The organism is Aeromonas sp. ASNIH8 (assembly GCF_002919855.1).
GTDB classification, from domain to species: Bacteria; Pseudomonadota; Gammaproteobacteria; order Enterobacterales; family Aeromonadaceae; genus Aeromonas; species Aeromonas caviae.
The window spans coordinates 141,249-162,266 of sequence record NZ_PQLN01000001.1; the positions used below are offsets into that span (position 1 = coordinate 141,249).

Annotated in this window: 16 protein-coding genes; 10 read left to right on the forward strand and 6 right to left on the reverse strand. The window is 62.5% G+C overall.

Going from position 1 to position 21,018, the window contains the following annotated elements:
• The first annotated feature begins 141 nt into the window (after positions 1-141).
• Together malZ and C3418_RS00665 are read left to right on the forward strand one after the other, a co-directional pair.
• Positions 142-1,971 (forward strand): maltodextrin glucosidase, encoded by a 1,830-nt coding sequence (gene malZ, locus C3418_RS00660; protein WP_103857799.1) that lies wholly within the window; start codon positions 142-144, stop codon positions 1,969-1,971.
• 130 nt (positions 1,972-2,101) lie between these two features.
• Positions 2,102-3,142, forward strand: a complete 1,041-nt coding sequence (locus tag C3418_RS00665; protein WP_103857785.1) for an IS481-like element ISAs19 family transposase — start codon at positions 2,102-2,104, stop codon at positions 3,140-3,142.
• Between the two features lie 51 nt (positions 3,143-3,193).
• Here the strand turns inward: C3418_RS00665 and uvrD are convergent, their stop codons facing one another.
• The 3 genes from uvrD to C3418_RS00680 form a co-directional block, all read right to left on the reverse strand.
• Positions 3,194-5,365: a DNA helicase II gene (gene uvrD / locus C3418_RS00670; protein ID WP_103857786.1), complete on the reverse strand. Its 2,172-nt coding sequence runs from the start codon at positions 5,363-5,365 to the stop codon at positions 3,194-3,196.
• Between the two features lie 68 nt (positions 5,366-5,433).
• Entirely contained in the window at positions 5,434-5,895 is a 462-nt protein-coding gene (locus C3418_RS00675; RefSeq protein WP_146054082.1) for a hypothetical protein, read from the reverse strand.
• A gap of 4 nt (positions 5,896-5,899) precedes the next feature.
• Positions 5,900-7,807: a hypothetical protein gene (locus C3418_RS00680; RefSeq protein ID WP_146054083.1), complete on the reverse strand. Its 1,908-nt coding sequence runs from the start codon at positions 7,805-7,807 to the stop codon at positions 5,900-5,902.
• A 588-nt stretch (positions 7,808-8,395) separates the two neighbouring features.
• Here C3418_RS00680 and C3418_RS00685 point away from each other — a divergent pair.
• From C3418_RS00685 to C3418_RS00700, 4 genes are all read left to right on the forward strand, one after another.
• Positions 8,396-9,394: a BMP family protein gene (locus C3418_RS00685; protein ID WP_041212138.1), complete on the forward strand. Its 999-nt coding sequence runs from the start codon at positions 8,396-8,398 to the stop codon at positions 9,392-9,394.
• Positions 9,395-9,480: 86 nt separating this feature from the next.
• Positions 9,481-11,058 carry an ABC transporter ATP-binding protein gene (locus C3418_RS00690; RefSeq protein ID WP_103857800.1) on the forward strand — a complete coding sequence of 526 codons (1,578 nt, stop codon included), beginning with the start codon at positions 9,481-9,483 and terminating at the stop codon, positions 11,056-11,058.
• A 79-nt stretch (positions 11,059-11,137) separates the two neighbouring features.
• The gene (locus tag C3418_RS00695; protein WP_103857789.1) at positions 11,138-12,256 is read left to right on the forward strand and encodes an ABC transporter permease; all 1,119 of its coding nucleotides are present in this window, start codon (positions 11,138-11,140) and stop codon (positions 12,254-12,256) included.
• A gap of 114 nt (positions 12,257-12,370) precedes the next feature.
• Positions 12,371-13,336 carry an ABC transporter permease gene (locus C3418_RS00700; protein WP_010672471.1) on the forward strand — a complete coding sequence of 322 codons (966 nt, stop codon included), beginning with the start codon at positions 12,371-12,373 and terminating at the stop codon, positions 13,334-13,336.
• 169 nt (positions 13,337-13,505) lie between these two features.
• Here C3418_RS00700 and C3418_RS00705 read toward each other — a convergent pair whose 3' ends face one another.
• Both C3418_RS00705 and C3418_RS00710 read right to left on the reverse strand, forming a co-directional pair.
• Positions 13,506-13,946: a TM2 domain-containing protein gene (locus tag C3418_RS00705; RefSeq protein ID WP_033131364.1), complete on the reverse strand. Its 441-nt coding sequence runs from the start codon at positions 13,944-13,946 to the stop codon at positions 13,506-13,508.
• Between the two features lie 167 nt (positions 13,947-14,113).
• Positions 14,114-15,019 (reverse strand): LysR substrate-binding domain-containing protein, encoded by a 906-nt coding sequence (locus tag C3418_RS00710; RefSeq protein ID WP_103857790.1) that lies wholly within the window; start codon positions 15,017-15,019, stop codon positions 14,114-14,116.
• 118 nt (positions 15,020-15,137) lie between these two features.
• On the opposite strand from C3418_RS00710, the gene C3418_RS00715 reads away from it, so the two are divergent.
• From C3418_RS00715 to C3418_RS00725, 3 genes are all read left to right on the forward strand, one after another.
• On the forward strand, positions 15,138-16,265 hold the full coding sequence (locus tag C3418_RS00715; RefSeq protein ID WP_010672469.1) for an S-(hydroxymethyl)glutathione dehydrogenase/class III alcohol dehydrogenase: 1,128 nt from the start codon (positions 15,138-15,140) through the stop codon (positions 16,263-16,265).
• A 51-nt stretch (positions 16,266-16,316) separates the two neighbouring features.
• A complete protein-coding gene (gene fghA / locus C3418_RS00720; RefSeq protein ID WP_103857791.1) occupies positions 16,317-17,165 on the forward strand; it encodes an S-formylglutathione hydrolase in 849 nt (282 codons plus the stop codon).
• 63 nt (positions 17,166-17,228) lie between these two features.
• Positions 17,229-17,735 carry a DinB family protein gene (locus tag C3418_RS00725; RefSeq protein WP_103857792.1) on the forward strand — a complete coding sequence of 169 codons (507 nt, stop codon included), beginning with the start codon at positions 17,229-17,231 and terminating at the stop codon, positions 17,733-17,735.
• Positions 17,736-17,807: 72 nt separating this feature from the next.
• On the opposite strand, the gene C3418_RS00730 is transcribed toward C3418_RS00725, so the two are convergent.
• Entirely contained in the window at positions 17,808-18,530 is a 723-nt protein-coding gene (locus C3418_RS00730) for a GIN domain-containing protein (protein WP_103857793.1), read from the reverse strand.
• Positions 18,531-18,827: 297 nt separating this feature from the next.
• Here C3418_RS00730 and ovoA point away from each other — a divergent pair, with 297 nt between their 5' ends.
• Positions 18,828-20,975, forward strand: coding sequence for a 5-histidylcysteine sulfoxide synthase (ovoA, locus tag C3418_RS00735; RefSeq protein ID WP_103857794.1), 2,148 nt, complete (start codon positions 18,828-18,830; stop codon positions 20,973-20,975).
• The last annotated feature ends 43 nt before the right edge of the window (positions 20,976-21,018 follow it).

A 21,018-nucleotide genomic window follows, 5' to 3' on the forward strand; every position in this document is an offset into this window, starting at 1 on the left:
AATAGCGTCACGGCAGACCGCCCAGCCAAGCCGGAAGCACCGTCTCATTCTGGCCGGTCGTCACATACACACGCCCATGGACGGGATAAGATGGCCTGCGCCCATCCCCCATTCCTGAGCCTCTCTGACACAGTAGATACCATGGCCCATCCCTTCCTGTTTCACCCCCAGGCGGCACCCTGGTTCAAAGAGCGTGCCGACACCCTGCAGCTCACCCTGTTCAGCGAGCTGGACGCCCCCATCCGCGAGGTGTGGCTGCGCCACGAGCCGGACAACGAGGAGTATCTGGTCGCCATGACGCCGGTCGCCACCCGGGACAGGCTTCAGGTCTGGCAGGTCGAACTGCCGCTGGCCAGGGGGCAGGAGATCCACCTCTACTGCTTCAAGTGCCTCACCGACGAGGAGCAGTGGTGGCTGCACGGGGCGGGCGTCAGCGCCGCCATGCCGCCGCGGGAGCAGCATTTCCGCTTCAACAGCCATCACCAGCCCCCGGCCTGGGTGCAGGATCAGGTGTTCTACCAGATCTTCCCCGACCGCTTCTGCAACGGCGACCCGTCGCTGAGCGTCAAGCATCACGAGTACGAGTACAGGGGCAAGGCGGTCATCAGCAAGGCCTGGGGCGAGCCGGTCAGCCGCCACGAAGAGGGGCACGGCGCCTGTGAATTCTACGGCGGGGATCTGGCGGGCATCGACGCCAAGCTGCACTACCTGCAATCCCTGGGGGTGACGGCGCTCTACCTCAACCCCATCTTCGATTCGCCGAGCAACCACAAGTACGACACTCAGGACTACTTCAAGGTGGATGCGCACCTCGGTACCAATGCCCAGTTTGCCGAGCTGACCCGCAACCTGCACCAGCGCGGCATGAGGATCATCCTGGATGCGGTGGTCAACCACACCTCCACCGAGCACCCCTGGTTCTGCCCGCCGCTGGGCGCCCAGAGCAACCCGGATTCCCCCTGGCGCAGCTTCTACACCTTCGATCAGGAAGGGGATTATGTTAGCTGGAAAGGGATCCGCAGCCTGCCCAAGCTGGATTTCTCAAGTGAACAGGTGCAGGACGCCGTTTATCGGGCAGACAACGCCATTCTGCGCTACTGGATGCGCGCCCCCTACCAGATCGATGGCTGGCGCTTCGACGTCATCCACATGCTGGGGGAGCGGGGCACTGCCGAGGGCAATCGCGGCCATGTGCGCGCCATTCGCGGCGCGGTGAAGCAGGAGAATCCGGACGCCTACGTCCTCGGCGAGCACTTCTTCGAAGCGAGCCAGTGGCTGCAGGGGGATCAGGAGGACGGCGCCATGAACTACTACGGCTTCGCCCACCCCATCCGCGCCTTCCTGGCGGGGCAGGACATCGCCTATCATCCCATCAAGATCAGCGCCACCGAGCTGGATCACTGGCTCAAGCTGGCGCGGGCCCATATTCCGTTCAAGAACCAGCTGGCCCAGTTCAACCTGCTGGACAGCCACGACACCGCCCGCTTCCTGCACCTGCTGGGGGAAGACAAGCAGCGGATGCGACTCGCCGCCACCCTGCTCATCACCTACATCGGCGTGCCCTCCATCTACTACGGCGACGAGGTGGGGCTCTCCGGCGGCAACGACCCGGACTGCCGCCGCTGCTTCCCCTGGGATACCACCGACTGGGATCACGTGCTGCACGACCACTATCGCCGCCTGATCCAGCTGCGCCGCCAGCGCCCGGCCCTGCGTCGGGGAGACATCCAGACCCTCTACGCCGGCCCTCACAGCTATGTGTTCGCCCGTACCCTGCAAAGCGATCAGGTGGTGGTCGCCTGCAACCGCCACCCCACGGAGCCGCGCACCATCAGCCTGCCCCTGTGGCAGACCGCCAGCCCCGCCAGCCGCTTCACCGACGCCTTCAACGGCGACAAGTTCGAGGTGGTGCAGGGGGAGGTGCAGCTCACCATCCCGGCCAACTCGGCCAGGGTACTGCTGTCGAGCTGACCTGAGAGAGGATCAAGTAGATTGTATGGAGATGGTATTCACCTGACAGTTGCCCACAAAAGGGAGTGGTCATACGGCTTCAAACCGGATAACAAAACGGTACCCCTACCGTGTTATCCGGAGTCACCGTATGACCACCAACGAGAAAGTAGCACGTCGTAAACTCAGCCTGCTAGAGCTCGCCAAAGAGCTTAATAACGTCAGCAAAGCCTGCAAGCTCATCGGCTACAGCCGCCAGCAGTTCTACGAGATCCGCCGTAACTACCAGACCTATGGGGCTGAGGGCTTGCTCGACAAACTCCCCGGCTGCAAAGGGGCGCATCCCAACCGGGTCGCTCCCGAGATTGAGCAGGCCATCCTCGATTACTCCCTCACCAGACCAACCCATGGCCCGCTGCGGGTCACGCAAGAACTGGCTCTGCAAGGCATCAACGTCAGTGCGGGCGGTGTGCGTGGCGTGTGGCAACGTCACGACTTGCTCTCCAAGCATGACCGCTTGTTGCGCCTCGAGAAAACCCACAGGGAACAGACGATTGAGCTCAATGACGAGCAGATCCGCCTGCTCGAGCGCTTCAGCCCCGAGTTTCGCGAACGCCAAATTGAGGTTCACTACACCGGGGAACTGGTGGCGGTCGACACCTTCTTCGTCGGCGCACTCAAGGGGGTGGGCAAGGTGTATCTGCAAACCGTACTGGACTGCTACAGCCGCCACGCCTGGGGACGGCTCTACACCAGCAAGCTGCCGGTGACCTCGGTCCATGTGCTCAACGAAACGGTCCTGCCGTTCTTCGAGGCTCACGAGGCGCGGGTCTATACCATCCTGTCGGACAACGGGCGCGAGTTCTGCGGGCGCCCTGACCATCACCCCTACGAGCTGTTCCTGCAACTGGAGGGGATTGAGCACCGGACCACCAAGGTACGCAGGCCGCAGAGCAACGGCTTTATCGAGCGGCTACATCGCACCCTGCTGGATGAACACTTCCGTATCAAGGAGAGGACGACCTGGTATGAATCAGTGGAGCAGATGCAGACAGACCTGGACAGCTATCTGGATCACTACAACACCCAGCGGCCACATCAGGGCAAGATGATGGAGGGTCAAACCCCCTACAGCATGTTCAAAAAGGGTCTGAAATTGATACCGAAGGAAGTGCGCACTAAAGTAGCGTAAACAAGACACCGGTTTGAGGCCGGTGTCAGGTGATAACTAGATCTGTATAAATCAAAGCGCTTCCAATCTGGCATACGCCGTCACCAGCCACTTGGCGCCGACGTCGTCGAACTGGATCTGCACCCGGCTCTGCTGGCCGACCCCTTCGAAGTTGAGCACGATCCCTTCCCCGAATTTCGGATGGAGCACCCGCTGGCCGAGCTTGATGCCGCTGGCGTCAAAGCTCTGCTGCACCTCGTTCTGGCTAAAGCGCCCATATTGCGTGGGGCGGCTCACCTGAGTGCGCAGCCGGATCTCCTCCAGACACTCGGCGGGCATCTCGCGGATAAAGCGGCTCGGCTTGTGGAACATCTCGCGGCCATAGATGCGGCGGCTCTCGGCATAACAGATGTAGAGCTTCTCCATGGCGCGGGTCATGCCGACGTAACAGAGGCGCCGCTCCTCCTCCAGCCGGCCCGACTCCTCGGTGGATTGCTGGCTGGGGAACATGCCCTCTTCGACGCCGACCAGCAGCACCAGGGGATATTCCAGCCCCTTGGCGCTGTGCAATGTCATCAGCTGCACCGCGTCGGCATATTCGTCCGCCTGATTCTCGCCGGACTCCAGCGCCGCGTGGGCGAGGAAGGCGGAGAGATCGCTCATGTCCTCCAGCTCGTCCGGGCGCTGATACTGGCGGCAGGCGGTGACCAGTTCGTCCAGGTTCTCTACCCGCGCCTGGGATTTCTCGCCTTTTTCCGCCAGATACATGGCCTTGAGACCGGAGTGCTGGATGGCGATATCCGCCTGCTGGTGCAGGGGCAGCAGGGAGACCTGCTCCTCCAGCGCGTCGATGAGATCCACAAAGCCGCGCACCGCGTTGCCGGCGCGGCCGGTCAGCACCTTGTCATTGAGCAGTGCCTTGGCCGATTGCCACAGGTTCTGGCCCTGATCGCGGGCGTTGTTACGCAAGATCTCCAGGGTGCGATCGCCGATGCCGCGGGTCGGCGTATTGACCACCCGCTCGAAACTGGCGTCGTCGCCCCGGTTGTTGATAAGGCGCAGGTAGGCCATGGCGTCCTTGATTTCCTGGCGCTCGAAGAAGCGCAGGCCGCCGTAGATGCGATAGGGCATGGCGTCCTGCATCAGCGCCTCTTCCAGCACCCGCGACTGGGCGTTGGAGCGATAGAGGATGGCGCAGTCGGCGAGCAGGCCCCCCTTCTCTTTCCAATCCTTGAGGCGGCCGACCACGAAGCGGGCCTCGTCCACCTCGTTGAAGGCGGCGTACAGCGAAATCGGCTCACCCTCGGCCCCTTCGGTCCACAGCTCCTTGCCAAGGCGCTCCGCATTGTTGGCGATGACGCTGTTGGCGGCCTTGAGGATGTTGGCGGTGGAGCGGTAGTTCTGCTCCAGGCGGATGGTCTGCGCCCCCTGATAGTCGGTCAGGAAGCGTTGGATGTTCTCAATCTTGGCGCCGCGCCAGCCGTAGATGGACTGGTCATCGTCGCCGACGATCATCACCTTGCCGGTGTCGCCGGCCAGCATCCGCAGCCAGGCGTACTGGATGCCGTTGGTATCCTGAAACTCGTCCACCAGTATGTTCTGGAAGCGGTCGCGGTAGTGCTCGAGGATGTGGGGCTTGTTCAGCCACAGCTCGTGGGCGCGCAGCAGGAGCTCGGCAAAGTCCACCAGACCGGAGCGATCGCAGGTCTCCTGATAGGTCTTGTAGATCTGCTGATAGGTGCGGGTGACGGGGTCGCCGTAAAGGTCGATGTCGCCGGGGCGCAGCCCCTCGTCCTTCTTGCCGTTGATGTAGCCCATCACGGCGCGCGGGGCCCAGTGCTTCTCGTCGAGGTTGAGCGCCTTGAGCACCCGGCGGATGAGACGGTACTGATCGTCGGAGTCGAGGATCTGGAAGTCCTGCGGCAGGCCCGCATCCAGATGGTGGGCCCGCAGCAATCGGTGGGCGATGCCGTGGAAGGTGCCGATCCACATGCCGCGCACGCCGTCACCGATCACCTTCTCGACCCGGCCGCGCATCTCGGCCGCCGCCTTGTTGGTAAAGGTGACCGCGATGATGGAGAAGGGTGAACAGCGTTCCACCTGCATCAGCCAGGCGATACGGTGCACCAGCACCCGGGTCTTGCCCGAACCGGCACCGGCCAGCACCAGCAGGTTGCAACGGGGGGCCGCCACCGCGTCTCTTTGCTTGTCATTGAGCCCGTCGAGCAGGGTTGAAACGTCCATCACCACTCCTGTTTATTTATACAGGCGGGGATTATACGGCCTGAGCCGCCAGAGACCAACCGGCAGGATCAACGAAGGGGGCGGTGATAGTCCCGGTATTGGCCCAGTACCTCACCGGAAAAGCTGAGCAACCGGGCGCGGGGGGCATCCAGCATCTGCTGGACGGGATCAAATCGAAGTGAAGCGGCCAGCATACGGCCCTCAGGCAGGGTCACTTCCGTTTTCCCCATCACCAGCATGCCGTCCTGATAATGCCCATGCTCGAAGCGCACGATGACGTCATTCACCATCAAGGTGCCCTGCTTGAGCTGCAGTGATGCTCGTTGCATCTCTCGCAACGCAAACAGACTGGACAATGACGGACGCCCGCTGGGCATCCGCTGCAAGTATTCGTGGGTGGTCAATTGATATTGCAACTGACCCTGACGATCGAAGACTCGCTCCCGATAATCGGTGTAGCGCGTCAGCATGCCGGCAGCCTGTGCCACCGGCATCCACAACAGGAGCGCCCCCGTCAGGAGCGCTCCCACTGGTTTACAGCTGATCGGCACAGTTGACCTTGTTGTCATCCAGGTCGGTACAGGAGACGAAGACCTTGTCAAAGGTCGACCCGGCCACCGGCGTCATCTGGGTTGACCAGTCATAACCCACCCCCTTGGCATAGATGGCGGTGCGGCTCTCCTGATCTTCCTGCATCCAGCCGATGTACTTCAGTGCGCCGTGATCGCTCTGGGCAAGTGCCTTGAACTCGTCGCTCGTGATGAGACACATGGGCTCTCCCATGGCCTTGGACAGCTCGGCATCCCGCGCCCCCACGGCGCCATCACAGCCGCCGGTCACCTTGATGGTCATGTCACTGCGATCCAGCATCTCATCGAAGAACGGCAGCACATTGATGTTGTACTTCACCCCCACCTCTTGAGGCTGCCAGCCCATGCCGGTATTGACGTATCGGGTCTCGATGCTTTCCCACTGGATAGTGGGCACAGTGCCTGCAAAGTGGTTCGCCAGCTCCTTGAGAGTCGCGGCATTGGCCTCGATCTCATCCTGGGTCAACGATTCGTCCAGCTTGCTCTGATCGATGGTCAGAGCGAGGCTCACCGCATCCTTCAACTGCGACTTGGCCTTGGCCAACCGTGCCTTGGCATCGTCGGTCAAACGGAAGAAATCGGCGTGCGCCACCAGCGCATCCGGCTCGATTTCCTGCTGACTGAACTGGGTCTCGAAGGTGCTGCTGCTCTCTTCATAGGTGGTGGTCGGCTGCATGCCCCAGGTGTCCTTGATGTGCATACGCGGCAAGGTCACTTCTTCCTGCTGGGTGACATAGGCGCTGTCCGGACCGTACTGGTAGGAGGCGGCGATGTTGAGGGCCGATGCCATCGCCATCGCAGACGCCCGCAGTGCCTTGGCACCGTCGAGGTTGAGGGTGACGGTATCGTCATCGCCATAGGTGGCGCTGTAATCCGGATCCTGGATATCGGCCAGGGCAGCCGCGACGTTTTCCAGGCTGTCGGCATAGGCGCCCATCAGCTTGGCCACGTCACGGGTATATCCCTTGCCACCTTTGAGCGCCACGGAGGCGGTGCCGGGGGTGTGGATGATGACATCCATCACCTTGGCCAGGCTGGTGCTGTAACCACTGCCAATGGCGGACGAGGTGAAGCCCAGGCGTTCAGCCACCACGGGGTTGTTGGTCACCTCCAGCATGGTCAGCATGGCCAGCACGATCTGGCGATCGGCCTTGCCGCTCTCACCGGTCTCGGCCTGCAGGGTCTCCTTGTACTCCTTGAACTTGCTCTCGACGTCCAGGTTTTTCAGATCAGTCAGTCCCTGCAGATCGCTCAGCACCTTGTCGACCGCCACGGAGCGGCCATTGACGCCAGCCAGGGTGGCGGAGAGGTGGGCTTTCGCCGCAGCCAGAGAGACGACGGCCTTGGTGAGGCCCGCTGTTTTCAGCGCCTCGACCAGGGAGGTGTTGAAGGCGTCATCGCTACCCAGTTCGACGATCCCCAGTTGCGCGACCTGCGCCTTGTCGAGGGTGATGCCGTTCTCCGGATTGCTGTCGCTGTCGAGCGTCTGCAGCAATGCCGCAATGCGGATCGCTTTCTCCTTGTCGTCACCCGCCAGGGTGTAAGGGGTCACCAACGAGTTGCCCGCCTTGAGGGTCACCGCCCCCAGGCGTTGGTTGCCCAATGCGAATTCGCAGGTGTCGCCATCATCAAACAGGAATTCACCCTTGGCATTGGTGACACCGGTGTAATCGTTGCACCGATAGTCGAGGCCACCCACGACGGAATCCAGGAAGACGGCAGTGTGAAGAGGCTTGCTGCCGGTGTCGGTGCCACCGCCATTGTTGCCACCATTGCTGCCGCCACCGTTATCGTCACCACCACCCCCGCAAGCGGTCAACATGACACCGGACAACACACAAGCCACTGCCATACTCAGCACGTTTTTTTTCATTTTTATCACCCGAACAAATGTAAAAAATACGGCCCCATCCCGGGGGCCAAGTTAATCCGGGTATAACCTAGCGTATCCATATGACAAACACCAATGCATTTCCATATGAGTGTGCTTGCCATCACGCAGGCCCCGAGCGAGCAGGAAAAACGGCCACAGACGACGACCCTGGGAGGGGAAAAAGCCATCCATCTTGGGCTGTCACACCTCGGGCGGACCTCCTGGCGCTCAGCCAGCCCGCCCGCCAACATGGCGTCGATGAGGCCGCAGGGCTGGTGCCGATGGAAGCCAGTTTTTTCATCAGGGGAGGAAAACGGTTGCGCCTAACGTCATGAATCCAAACACAAATGTCGATCGAGCCCTATTAATCACGGAATTTAATTCTGCAAAAACACCATAAAACAAACACTTATAAGGCAATTTGCTTATATTTCAAACCGTTAACGCAAACGTTTTTCCTCTATGATCCCCTTGACCAACGGGCTGGCTCACTTACAGTTAGCCAGCGTGCTTTATGACCTGCCAAGACAGGTTGTGGACCCTCACATAACAATCAAGGATACGATCGTGACTAAAGTGCTCAAGCTGGCCACCGTGGCCGCCCTCACCCTCGCTGCCCTGTCCGCCCAGGCAGCCTCCGAGCCCGCCGTCATCTATGACACCGCAGGCAAATTCGACAAGTCCTTCAACGAAGCCGTGTTCCGCAACGGCGTCGAAGTCTACAACAAGGACAAAGGCGTCAAGGTCAAGGAGTTCGAACCCCAGAACGAAGCCCAGCGCGAGCAGGGCCTGCGTCGTCTGGCCAGCCGTGGCAACGGCCCCATCGTCGCCGTCGGCTTCAACATGGGTTCCGCAGTAGAGAAAGTCGCCACCGAGTTCCCGAACACCCAGTTCACCATCATCGACATGGTGGTCGACAAGCCGAACGTCCAGTCCCTCATCTTCAAGGAGCATGAAGGTTCCTTCCTGGTGGGTGCCCTGGCAGCCATCGCCTCCAAGACCGGCAAGGTCGGCTTCGTGGGCGGCATGGACATCCCGCTGATCCGCAAGTTCCAGTGCGGCTATGAGCAAGGCGCCAAGTACATCAATCCGAAGATCGACGTCTATCAGAACATGACCGGCTCCACCCCGGCAGCCTTCGCCGACCCGGCCAAGGGTGCAGAACTGGCCAAGTCCCAGTTCGCCAAGGGCGCCGATGTGGTCTATGCCGCCGCCGGTGGCACCGGGATCGGTGTCTATCAGGCTGCCAAGGACGAAGGCAAGCTGGCCATCGGTGTGGATTCCAACCAGAACCACCTGCAACCGGGCACCATGCTGACCTCCATGGTCAAGTCCGTGGGTCTGGCCGCGTACAAGAGCTGGGATGACGCCGCCAAGGGCAGCTGGAAGCCGGGCATCCAGTCCCTGGGTCTGGCCGAAGGCGGGGTTGACTGGGCGCTGGACGAGAACAACGCCAAGCTGATCACCCCGGAAATGAAAGCCAAGGTCGAGAGCATCAAGGCCGACATCATCGCCGGCAAAATCAAGGTGCACGACTACATGAGCGACAACTCCTGCAAGTACTGAGTCCCTGCTACGACTCTCAACCAGTGATGACCGGCCCGCACGGGCCGGTTTTTAGTCTCTACTTCATGACCCGCAAGGACTGCATCATGGACCAGACAGATCGCTATGCCATCGAATTAAGGGGTATCGATAAGCGGTTCGGCGACGTGTACGCCAACAAGCAGATCGACCTTCAGGTTCGTAAAGGCAGCATTCACGGCATCGTCGGCGAAAATGGCGCCGGCAAGTCGACCCTGATGAGCATCATTTACGGTTTCTACCACGCCGACAGAGGCGAGATGCTGATCGACGGGAATCCGTTCAAACCCCATGGCTCCCAAGATGCGATTGCCGCAGGCGTGGGCATGGTGCACCAGCACTTCATGCTGGTGAACAACTTTACCGTATTGGAAAACGTCATCCTGGGGGCCGAGAACGGCTGGCGCCTGGGCAAGAGCCTGGCGGCCGCCGAGAAGCTGCTGGGCGAGCTGGCACGGGACTATGGTCTCGAGGTGCCGCTGCACGAGAAGGTCGAGGATCTGCCGGTGGGCCTGCAACAGCGGGTCGAGATCCTCAAGGCGCTCTATCGCGGTGCCCGCATCCTGATCCTCGACGAGCCCACCGGGGTACTGACCCCGCAAGAGGCGGATCACCTGTTCGAGGTGCTGAAAAAGCTGCGGGATCAGGGGGCGACCGTCATCCTCATCACCCACAAGCTGCGGGAGATCCTGGCCATCACGGATCAGGTCTCCATCATGCGCCGGGGGGAGATGGTGGCCCATGTCGCCACCAAAGACACCGACAAGGAGCAGCTCGCCGAACTGATGGTGGGCCGCAAGGTGCGCCTCAAGGTCGACAAGGGCACCGCCCAGCCGGGCGAGGCCAAGCTCAAGGTCGAGGGCCTCTCTTACGTCGATGACGCCGGGGTGGAACGGGTCAAATCCGTCAGCTTCGAGGTGCGGGCAGGGGAAGTGGTCGGCATCGCCGGGGTCTCCGGCAACGGCCAGTCCGAGCTGCTCAGCATGCTCGGCGGCATCCTCAAGCCCAGCAAGGGCGGCTTCACCATCGCCGGGGCGCAGCGCCACGAGGTAAGCCAGAGCCACCCGGCCGACCCGGAGCAGGTGCGCAACTTCGGCCTCGGCCACATCCCGGAAGACAGACACAAGATGGGGCTCATCAACCGCTTCGAGGCGAAAGAGGCCTTCATCCTCGGCTATCACCGCCGTGCCCAGTACAACAAGGGCTGGCTGCAGGACAAGGAGGCGATCCGCCAGGATTGCCAGGCCAAGATGGACAAGTGGGACGTGCGCCCGCCGAGCCCGGAGCACAAGACCGCCAACTTCTCCGGCGGCAACCAGCAGAAGCTGGTGATCGCCCGGGAAGTGGAGCAGGACCCGGATGTGCTGCTGGTCGGCCAGCCGACCCGGGGCGTCGACATCGGCGCCATCGAGTACATCCACCAGCAGATCATCGCCATGCGCGACAAGGGCAAGGCGGTGCTGCTGGTGTCGGTGGAGCTGGACGAGATCATGAGCCTCTCCGACCGCATTCTGGTCATCGCCGATGGCCGCATCGTCGGCGAGCTGGACGGCGCCAGGGCGGATGAACGCACCATCGGCCTGATGATGGCGAACATAGTTCCTGACGACGTGGCGACAAGCCAATCACAAGGAGCCACATCATGAAGGTCACAACCACTTGTAACGGATTCGGCCTGATGATGGTCAACACACCAGTCCCCGACGATATCAAGGAGGCCCATTCATGAGCCAAGCACGTGTTCCTGCCTGGATATCCGTGGGCGTGCTGCCCGCAGTCAATATCCTGCTGGCCTTCCTGGTGTCGGCCATCCTGTTCTATTACCTCGACATCAGCCCCATCGAGGCAGCCGAAATCATGTGGTACGGCGCCTTCGGCACCGGCGAGGGGATAGGCTTCACCCTCTACTACGCCACCGGTTTCATCTTCACCGGTCTGGCGGTGGCGGTGGCCTTCCACGCCAGCCTGTTCAACATCGGCGGTGAGGGGCAGGCCTATATCGGCGGCCTCGGGGTCGGTCTGGTCTGTCTGCTGCTCGGGGACGTGCTGCCGTTCGCCCTGCTCCTGCCGCTCGCCATCATCGCCGGCGGCCTGTTCGGCGCGGCCTGGGCCTTCATCCCGGCCTGGCTGCAAGCCAAGCGGGGCAGCCACATCGTCATCACCACCATCATGTTCAACTTCATCGCCGCCTCTCTGATGGCCTACCTCTTGGTCGACGTCTTCAAGCCGCCAGGATCCATGGCCACCGAGAGCAAGGTGTTCGCCGTGGCGAGCTGGCTGCCGAAGATGAGCGAGCTGGCGGCCGGTTTCGGCATCGCCATGCCCAACAGCCCCCTCAACATCAGCTTCTTCTGGGCGCTGATCTGTGCGGCCCTGGTGTGGGTCTTCATCTGGCATACCCGCTGGGGCTACGAGATCCGCTCCGTGGGTGCGAGCCAGAGTGCCTCCGCCTATGCGGGCATCTCCTATCCCAAGGTGGTGATCCTGGCCATGGTGATCTCCGGCATGCTGGCGGGCTTCTTCGCCCTCAACGTGCTGCAGGGTGAGCTGCACCAGATCAAGCTCAACTTCGTGGAAGGCTTCGGCTTCACCGGCATCGCGGTGGCCCTGATGGGCCGCAACCACCCGGTCGGCGTCATCATCGCCAGCCTGCTGTTCGGCTTCCTCTACCAGGGCGGCGCCGAGCTCAGCTTCGAGTTCGGGGTGGACCGCAACATCGTCGTGGTGCTGCAGGGTCTGGTGATCCTGTTCTGCGGCGCCCTGGAGCACATGCTGCGCCCGCGCATCGAGCAGGCCTATCTGGCCTTTGCCAACCGCCCGGTCGCCCAAGTGAAAGGAGCCTGATCATGTTCGAAATGCTGATCCTGATGCTGGATGCCACCATCCGCACCGCACCGCCACGGATCCTGGCGGCCATGGATGACGGGGATGTTTTGCGAGCCGAAGGGAGTCCAAGCCATGTTTGAAATGCTGATCCTGATGCTGGACGCGACCATTCGTACCGCGCCTCCGCTCATCCTGGCGGCCATGGCCGGGATGTTTTGTGAACGCTCCGGGGTGGTCAACATCGCCCTGGAGGGCAAGCTGCTAGCCTCCGCCTTCGCCAGTGCGGCGGCCGCCGCCGTCACCGGTTCCGCCTGGATTGGGCTGGGGGTCGGGGTGGGGATCTCCATCCTGTTCGCCCTGCTGCACGGCTTCGCCACCATCACCCACCGGGGTGATCAGGTGGTGAGCGGCATGGCCATCAACATCCTGGCGGCCGGTCTCACCGTGACCCTGGGGCGCTACTGGTTCGATCAGGGGGGCCAGACCCCGGCGCTCTCCGGCGCGGCGCGCTTTGCCCCCATCGACCTGCCCTATGCCAAGGAGCTCTATGACGTGCCCGTCATCGGCCAGCTCTACAGCGAGCTCTTGAGCGGTCACTCCCTGCTGGAGTACGTGGCCTTCGCCGCCGTGCCCCTGGCCTGGTGGGTGCTGTTCCGTACTCGCTTCGGCCTGCGGCTGCGGGCGGTGGGCGAGGCACCGGCTGCGGTGGATACCGCCGGTATCTCCGTGGTGCGCATGCGCTACACCGCGCTCATCATCGGCGGCCTGCTGGCGGGGATCGGGGGCACCTATCTGGCGGTGGCCCAGACCGCCCAGTTCATCCCCAACATGAGCGCGGGCAAGGGCTTCATGGCGCTGGCGGCCCTGGTGTTCGGCAAGTGGCGCCCCTGGAACGCCATGGCGGCCTGTCTGCTGTTCGGCTTCCTCGACGCGGTCGCCATCCGGCTGCAAGGGGTCAGCATCGGCGATTTCCCGATCCCGGTGCAGGCCATCGAGGCGCTGCCCTACATCCTGACGGTCTTCCTGCTGGCCGGTTTCATCGGCAAGGCGGTAGCCCCCAAGGCCCTCGGCACCCCCTATGTCAAGGAGCGGGAATAGCCCCGCCCTTTATGCCATGCAAAAGGCCCGCACATGCGGGCCTTTTCTTTGAGATATCCAGGATGTTCTTGGCTGAATAGAAAAATAACCCGGCCTTGTCAAAGAACGGGTTATTCCTTCATCAGCGCAACATATCAATAAACCTGTAATTAGCCGAATAATTTATCGACTAGAACCATACTTTCTTATTGATAATATAGGTCTGCTCAAATTCTTCATCCGACTTGGAGATATAAACAACAAATTCGATGAAGGCAATGATCCCGATAACAACCGACGGCAAACCAAGCAGAATGAAACCAAGCAGAAATATCAGCAGCATGATCACACCTTGTTTGGTGTAACCCAGGTAGAACTTGTGAGCACCGAAAGCGCCCAGGAAAAATGCAAACAGCGCAGCTGCGACCTTCTTGGAAGAACCAGCATTAGAGGCTATGGCATAGATGGCTTTTGCATGCTCACCTTCAATAGAAAAATCAACTTTCAAGCCACTCTTCGGGAGCTGATTCCCTTTCCATTCAATAATGTCAAACTGATATCTATTACTATCATCCCCAGAAATCAAACCAGTACGAGCTGATTCATTAAAATCAATAACCGTGCCTTTCATTATTATCTGTCCTTTAGCAATAAGAGGATAAAGACCCGGTATGAGCAGGTCTATTGCGTTTGACAGGCTACAACAACAAAGGCTCATTTGAAACAAAAATTCATTTATGAATACTTGTATTCTACCAACCCATTCAAGCCTCTTTCTTAATACCAGTATCGCCCCCATCAACCGATGGGCCGTACCAGGGCGGGTTGGTGGGGATCACTGAGGCGCTCGGCCAGATAGTCCACCAGCAGCCGCACCTTGGGGGAGAGGTGGCGATTGTGGGGATAGAGGGCCCATATTCCCTCCTCGGAGGCCCGCAACTCCGGCAGCAGCTCGATGAGCTCCCCCCGGGCGAGGTGGTCGCTCACGTAGTAGTCCGGCAACTGGATGATGCCGATCCCCTTGATGGCCGCGTCCAGCAGGGCGTGGCCGCTGTTGCACTGCAGCAGACCGCGTACCCGCACGCTGTGGGGTTTACCGTTCAGGGTGAAGTGCCACTCGTCCCCGTTGCCCACCAGGCAGGTGTGACGGGCCAGCTCCGAGAGACTGTTGGGCATGCCGTGGCGGGCGGTGTAGGCGGGGGAGGCGCACACATAGGGTACCCGCTGCGCCAGCTTGCGGGCCACCAGGGTCGAATCCTTGAGGTGGCCGAGGCGGATCGCCAGATCGAACCCCTCGTGCACCAGATCCAGCAACTGGTTGGTGAGGTTGAGGGTCACCTCCAGCTGGGGGAAGCGCACCATGAAGTCGTTCACCAGGGGGGCGATGCGGCTCTCGCCGTAGGAGACCGGGGCCGTGATGCGCAAGGAGCCCTGGGGCACCGCCTGATGGCGTCCCACCGCCAGCTCCGCCTCGTAGAGGTTGTCCAGCAACTGGCGGCAGTGGCGAAAATAGATCTCCCCGAGTTCGGTGAGTCGCACCTGGCGGGTGGTGCGCAGCAGCAGCTTGGCCTGCAGCCTGTCTTCGAGCTGCGCCACCTGGCGGCTCACCTGGGCCACCGACACCCCGAGCTTGCGCGCGGCCGGGGTAAAGCCCCCCTGCTCCGCCACGCTGACAAATTCACAGACCCCTTCCCAGCCGAACATTATTACCTGTGTGTAAAAGTGATTTGATACTTAGCGTTATTATCACCAAATCGGCGGGAAACTACACTGGATCTCCGAACTCATTTCCGTTCATCCAACCACTACGAGGACGTCATTCATGGCACAGGTTCAGAGCATCAAGTGTAAAGCCGCCATCGCCTGGGGACCGGGTCAGCCCCTCTCCATCGAAGAGGTCGAGGTCATGCCGCCCCAGGCCGGCGAGGTGCGGGTGCGCATCGTCGCGACCGGCGTCTGCCACACCGATGCCTTCACCCTCTCCGGTGAAGATCCGGAAGGGGTCTTCCCCTGCATCCTGGGCCATGAAGGGGGCGGTATCGTCGAGTCCGTCGGCGAGGGTGTCACCAGCGTCAAGGTCGGCGATCACGTGATCCCGCTCTACACCCCCGAGTGCGGCGAGTGCAAGTTCTGCAAATCCGGCAAGACCAACCTGTGCCAGAAGATCCGCGCCACCCAGGGCAAGGGGCTGATGCCGGACGGCACCACCCGCTTCTCCAAGGACGGCCAGCCCATCTACCACTACATGGGCACCTCCACCTTCAGCGAATACACGGTACTGCCCGAAATTTCCATCGCCAAGGTGGATCCGGCCGCCCCGCTGGAAGAGGTCTGCCTGCTGGGCTGCGGCGTCACCACCGGCATCGGCGCCGTGATGAACACCGCCAAGGTGAAAGAGGGTGAGAGCGTCGCCATCTTCGGGCTGGGGGGCATCGGCCTCTCCGCCATCATAGGCGCGCGCCTGGCCAAGGCCGGCCGCATCATCGCCATCGACATCAACGAGAGCAAATTCGAGCTGGCCCGCAAGCTGGGCGCCACCGACTGCATCAACCCGAACACGTTCGACAAGCCCATCCAGGAGGTGATCGTCGAGATGACCGACGGCGGCGTCGACTTCTCCTTCGAGTGCATCGGCAACGTCAAGGTGATGCGCGCGGCACTGGAGTGCTGCCACAAGGGCTGGGGCGAATCCGTCATCATCGGCGTGGCCGGTGCGGGCCAGGAGATCAGCACCCGTCCGTTCCAGCTGGTCACCGGCCGGGTGTGGCGCGGCAGCGCCTTCGGGGGCGTGCGCGGTCGCAGCGAGCTGCCGAGCTACGTACAGCGCTACATGCAGGGTGAGTTCAAGCTGGACGACTTCATCACCCACACCATGCCCCTCGAGCAGATCAACGAGGCGTTCGATCTGATGCACGAAGGCAAGAGCATCCGCACCGTTATCCACTACTGATCCCATGAGCGCCCCGCCCATCGATACATGGGCGGGGGAAGGAGTCCTTCGATGAATCTGGACATCATCAGCAGCAACAAGAGCTTCGACGGCTGGCACAAGCAGTATCGCCACCGCTCCAATGTGCTCGATTGCGAGATGCGCTTCGCCATCTATCTGCCACCCCGAGCCCTCACCGGCCAGAAGGTGCCCGTGCTCTACTGGCTCTCCGGCCTCACCTGCACCGACGAGAACTTCATGCAGAAGGCGGGAGCCCAGCGCATCGCCGCCGAGCTCGGCATCGCCCTGGTGGCACCGGACACCAGCCCCCGCGGCGAGGGGGTGGCGGACGATCCCGGCTACGACCTCGGCATGGGGGCTGGCTTCTACGTCAACGCCACCCAGCACCCCTGGCGCGACCACTACCAGATGTACGATTACGTCACCCGGGAGCTGCCCGATCTCATCGAGACCCACTTCCCGGTCTCGACGAAGCGCGCCATCAGCGGCCACTCCATGGGGGGCCACGGTGCGCTGATCGCCGCCCTGCGCGAGCCCGGTCGCTACCGCTCGGTGTCGGCCTTCAGCCCCATCAGCCACCCGAGCCGCTGCCCCTGGGGCCAAAAGGCGCTCGGCGCCTACCTCGGCAACAACCCCTTGCTGTGGCAGGAGTGGGATGCCTGCCAGCTGCTGCGCCATCACGACAGCCCGCCCCTGCCGACCCTGGTGGACGTGGGGCTGGACGACCCCTTCCTGGCGGAGCAGCTCGGCATCGATACCCTGGCCGAGGTGGCCGGTACCAAGGGCTGGCCCCTCGAGCTCAACCGTCACCCCGGCTACGACCACAGCTACTACTTCGTGGCGAGCTTCATCGAGGCGCACCTGCGCTTTCACGCCAACCACCTGGGCGAACCGACCTGAGGCTGACCCACTCGTGGCCGCCCCGTCAGCGGGCGGCCATTCACCCGGAAACAGGAGACAAGGATGCCTCTCTTCACCACATTGCTGGCCATGCCTGATCAGTTCGAGCGGCTGCTGGCACAGGTCCCCACCGACCGTCTGGACTGGGAACCCGCCAACTGGGCCGGGATCCCCTCCGAGCGTTTCAGTGCCAGGGGGCACCTCTGCCACCTGCTGGACATCGAGGTGCTGGGCTATCAGGTGCGGTTTCGTCGCACCCTGGCGGAAAGCCTGCCGGAACTCGCCTCCCTCGATGGTTATCAGCTGGCGCTGGACCATGATTACCCCCGGCAGGATACCGCCACGCAGCTCGACCGGTTTCGCACCGCCCGCCTGCAGACCGTCGAATGGCTGAAGAAGGTGCCGTCCGACGCCTGGCAGCGCCGCGCCCGCTATGGCGGCTATGGGGAGGTGACCCTGGACGGTCTGGTGCGCCTGCTCGTCAGCCATGACCACCAGCACCTCGCCGGCATGCAGTGGCTGCTGATGCGCCTGAACGCCGATCTGGGCCTCGCACTCCCCCTCGAGTGAGGCGTCGCTCAACAGTGTCGTATCCTGCAAAAAAGGCCCCGAGGGGCCTTTTTCATTGTTGCGGTGATGGGATCAGCTCCCCAACCGGCTCACCTGACCCGAACCCGCGATCTCGCTGGTCAGCGCTGGGCTGCCCCAGTAGTTGACCGCACCGGCTCCGGCGATCTCTATCTTGAGCCGCGACCGGGCACGCACCTCGACCTCGCCACTGCCGGCGATGCTCACCTCGACCTCCTCGCTGGCGATCCCGGCCCCCTTGACGCCACCGGCGCCGGCGATGTTCAGCGCCATCACCCGGGCGGAGCCCTGCCCCAGATCCAGGTTGCCCAGCCCGGCGATGTTGCCCTCCAGCCGATCCAGCGTCAGCCCGCTGGCGACGATGTCCCCCGTGCCCGCCAGGGAGAGCACCAGATCATCCCCCTTGAAGTCGCGCAAGGCGCCGTTGCCAACCCCCGCCAGTGCCAACTCGTGCAGCGTCGGCAGGGTGATGGTGATCTCCAACGGCTGGGTGGGGTCGAGCCGGTAGCCATCCTTGACCTCGATCTCCAGCTTCTCCCCCTTCTCGGTGAGTACCAGATAGGGCAGCAGGTTGGCCTCCCCCTTGACCCTGAGGGTGTGGCTCTCTCCCGCCACCAGGTACAGGTTGGCGGGCACGCCCGCCAGCACCCGGGTCACCTCCCGCCCCAGGGGATGCTGCTGCTCCACCACGGCCCCCTCCCCGCGCACCTTGACGTCATCCTGCCAGCTGCATCCGGTCAGTCCCAGGGCCAGCACCACTCCCAGCATCCATTTCATCCCGCTACTCCTCGTTTCCTCTTTGCCGCACGGCGCGGCAGGTGAGTGGCAATCAGCAAACCCTGTGCCATATGGCTAACATCATGATTTATCTATCAATTTCAATATTTCGAGGCCGAAGGGTCCATAACAAAGAGTCATTCAGACCACAATCTGGTCAATCTGACCACACCCGAAGGGGGGTGTTGACCCATTTTTTTGGTTGCCGCCCCGGTTCGTTGAGCCAATAGTGATACCTGGTGCGTATAGAGCACTCCATCGCTGCTTCACCCGCCAGAATCAACAAGGAGTCAGAGCGTGACCCAAGCCAGCCACTCATTCGTCCATCCGGGCCTGCCTGCCCCCACCCGCACCCCGCTGCTGACCGGCGACGATCCCGACCACAAGCGCCGCGAGCTGCTCGCCTACTTCTGCCAGACCTTCGATCTCTACGACTCGCTGTTCGACTGCCTGGCCGACGAGCGGGCCTGGTTCAACAAGGCGATCCCCCTGCGCCACCCGCTCATCTTCTACTACGGCCATACCGCCGCCTTCTTCGTCAACAAGCTGCTGGCGGCCCGTCTCATCGAGAGTCGGCTCGACCCCCGCATCGAGGCCCTGGTCGCCATCGGGGTGGACGAGATGAGCTGGGACGATCTGGACGAAACCCACTACGACTGGCCCTCCGTCAGCGAGCTGCGTGACTACCGCGGCCGGGTGCGCGCCCTGGTGTGTGATTTCATCGAGCGGATGCCGATCGAGCTGCCCATCCATTGGCAGAGCCCGGCCTGGGTCATATTGATGGGGATAGAGCACGAGCGCATCCACCTCGAGACCTCCAGCGTGCTGATCCGCCAGCTGCCCCTGGCCTGGGTGCGCAGCCAGCCCCAGTGGCCGGTCTGCCCCGAGGCGCGCCACGATCTCGCCGCCGTCCCCGTCAACACCCTGCTGCCGGTGGCCGGCGGCCAGGTGCGACTAGGCAAGCAGGATGCCACCTACGGCTGGGACAACGAATACGGCGAGCGCCACATCGAGCTGGCCCCCTTCCAGGCCAGCCGCATGCTGGTGAGCAACGCCGAGTACCTGGCCTTCGTGCAGGCGGGCGGATATGAAGCGCCCGCCTGGTGGGACGACGAGGGCCGGGGCTGGCGCCAGTATGCCAACGCCCGCATGCCCACCTTCTGGGTCGGCGATCCCAATGAACCCGAGCAGTTGCAACTGCGGCTGATGACCGAGCAGGTCCCCATGCCCTGGGACTGGCCGGTGGAGGTGAACCAGCTGGAGGCCGCCGCCTTCTGCCGCTGGAAGGCGGATCAGACCGGCCTGCCCGTCCAGTTGCCAAGCGAGGGGGAGTGGATGCTGCTGCGGGAGCAACTGGCCGGCGATCAGCCGGACTGGATGGAGGCCCCCGGCAACATCAACCTGGCCCGCTTCGCCTCCTCCTGCCCGGTGGATGCCTGCCCCCAGGGCAGCTTCTTCGATCTGGTGGGCAACGTCTGGCAGTGGACCAGCACCGCCATCGACGGCTTCGAGGGGTTCAAGGTGCACCCCCTCTACGACGACTTCTCCACCCCCACCTTCGACGGCAAGCACACCCTCATCAAGGGCGGGAGCTGGATCAGCACCGGCAACGAGGCACTCAAATCCTCCCGCTACGCCTTCCGTCGCCACTTCTTCCAGCATGCGGGCTTCCGCTACCTGGTCTCACGCCATCAGGAGCCCGTCATCGTGAATCCTTATGAAACCGACACCCTCGTCGCTCAGTACCTCGACTTCCAGTACGGCCCGAGCCACTTCGGGGTCGCCAACTACGCCGAGGCTCTGGCCGGTCTTGCCAGCGAGCTCTGCACCCGCCATGAGCGGGCGCTCGACATCGGCTGCGCCACCGGCCGCGCCAGCTTCGAACTGGCTCGCAGCTTCGCCCACGTGGACGGGGTGGACTACTCGGCCCGCTTCATCGACGTGGCCCTGACCCTGGCAAGACAGGACAGCTTCCGCTACGCGGTGCCGGTGGAAGGGGATCTGGTGGAATATTGCGAGGCGCGCCTCTCCCGCCACGAGCTCGGTCGCGGGCAGAGCGAGCGGGTCCACTTCAGCCAGGGGGATGCCTGCAACCTCAAGCCCAGGTACGGCGACTACGACCTGGTGCTCGCCTCCAACCTCATCGACCGGCTGCGGGAGCCCGCCCGCTTCCTGCGGGACATCGCCCCGCGCCTTCGCAGCGGCGGCCTGCTGGTGCTCACCAGCCCCTACACCTGGCTGACCGACTACACCCCCAAGGCCAACTGGCTCGGCGGCATCCGGGAAAACGGCGAGGCCCTCGGCACCTATCAGGCGCTGCAACGGCTGCTGGCGGAGGAGTTCGAGGAGCACATGCCCCCGAGGGACGTCCCCTTCGTCATCCGCGAGACCGCCCGCAAGTACCAGCACACGGTGGCTCAGCTCACCGTCTGGCGCAAACGCTGACGACTCGGCAAACGAAAGAGGGAGGCCCATGGCCTCCCTCTTC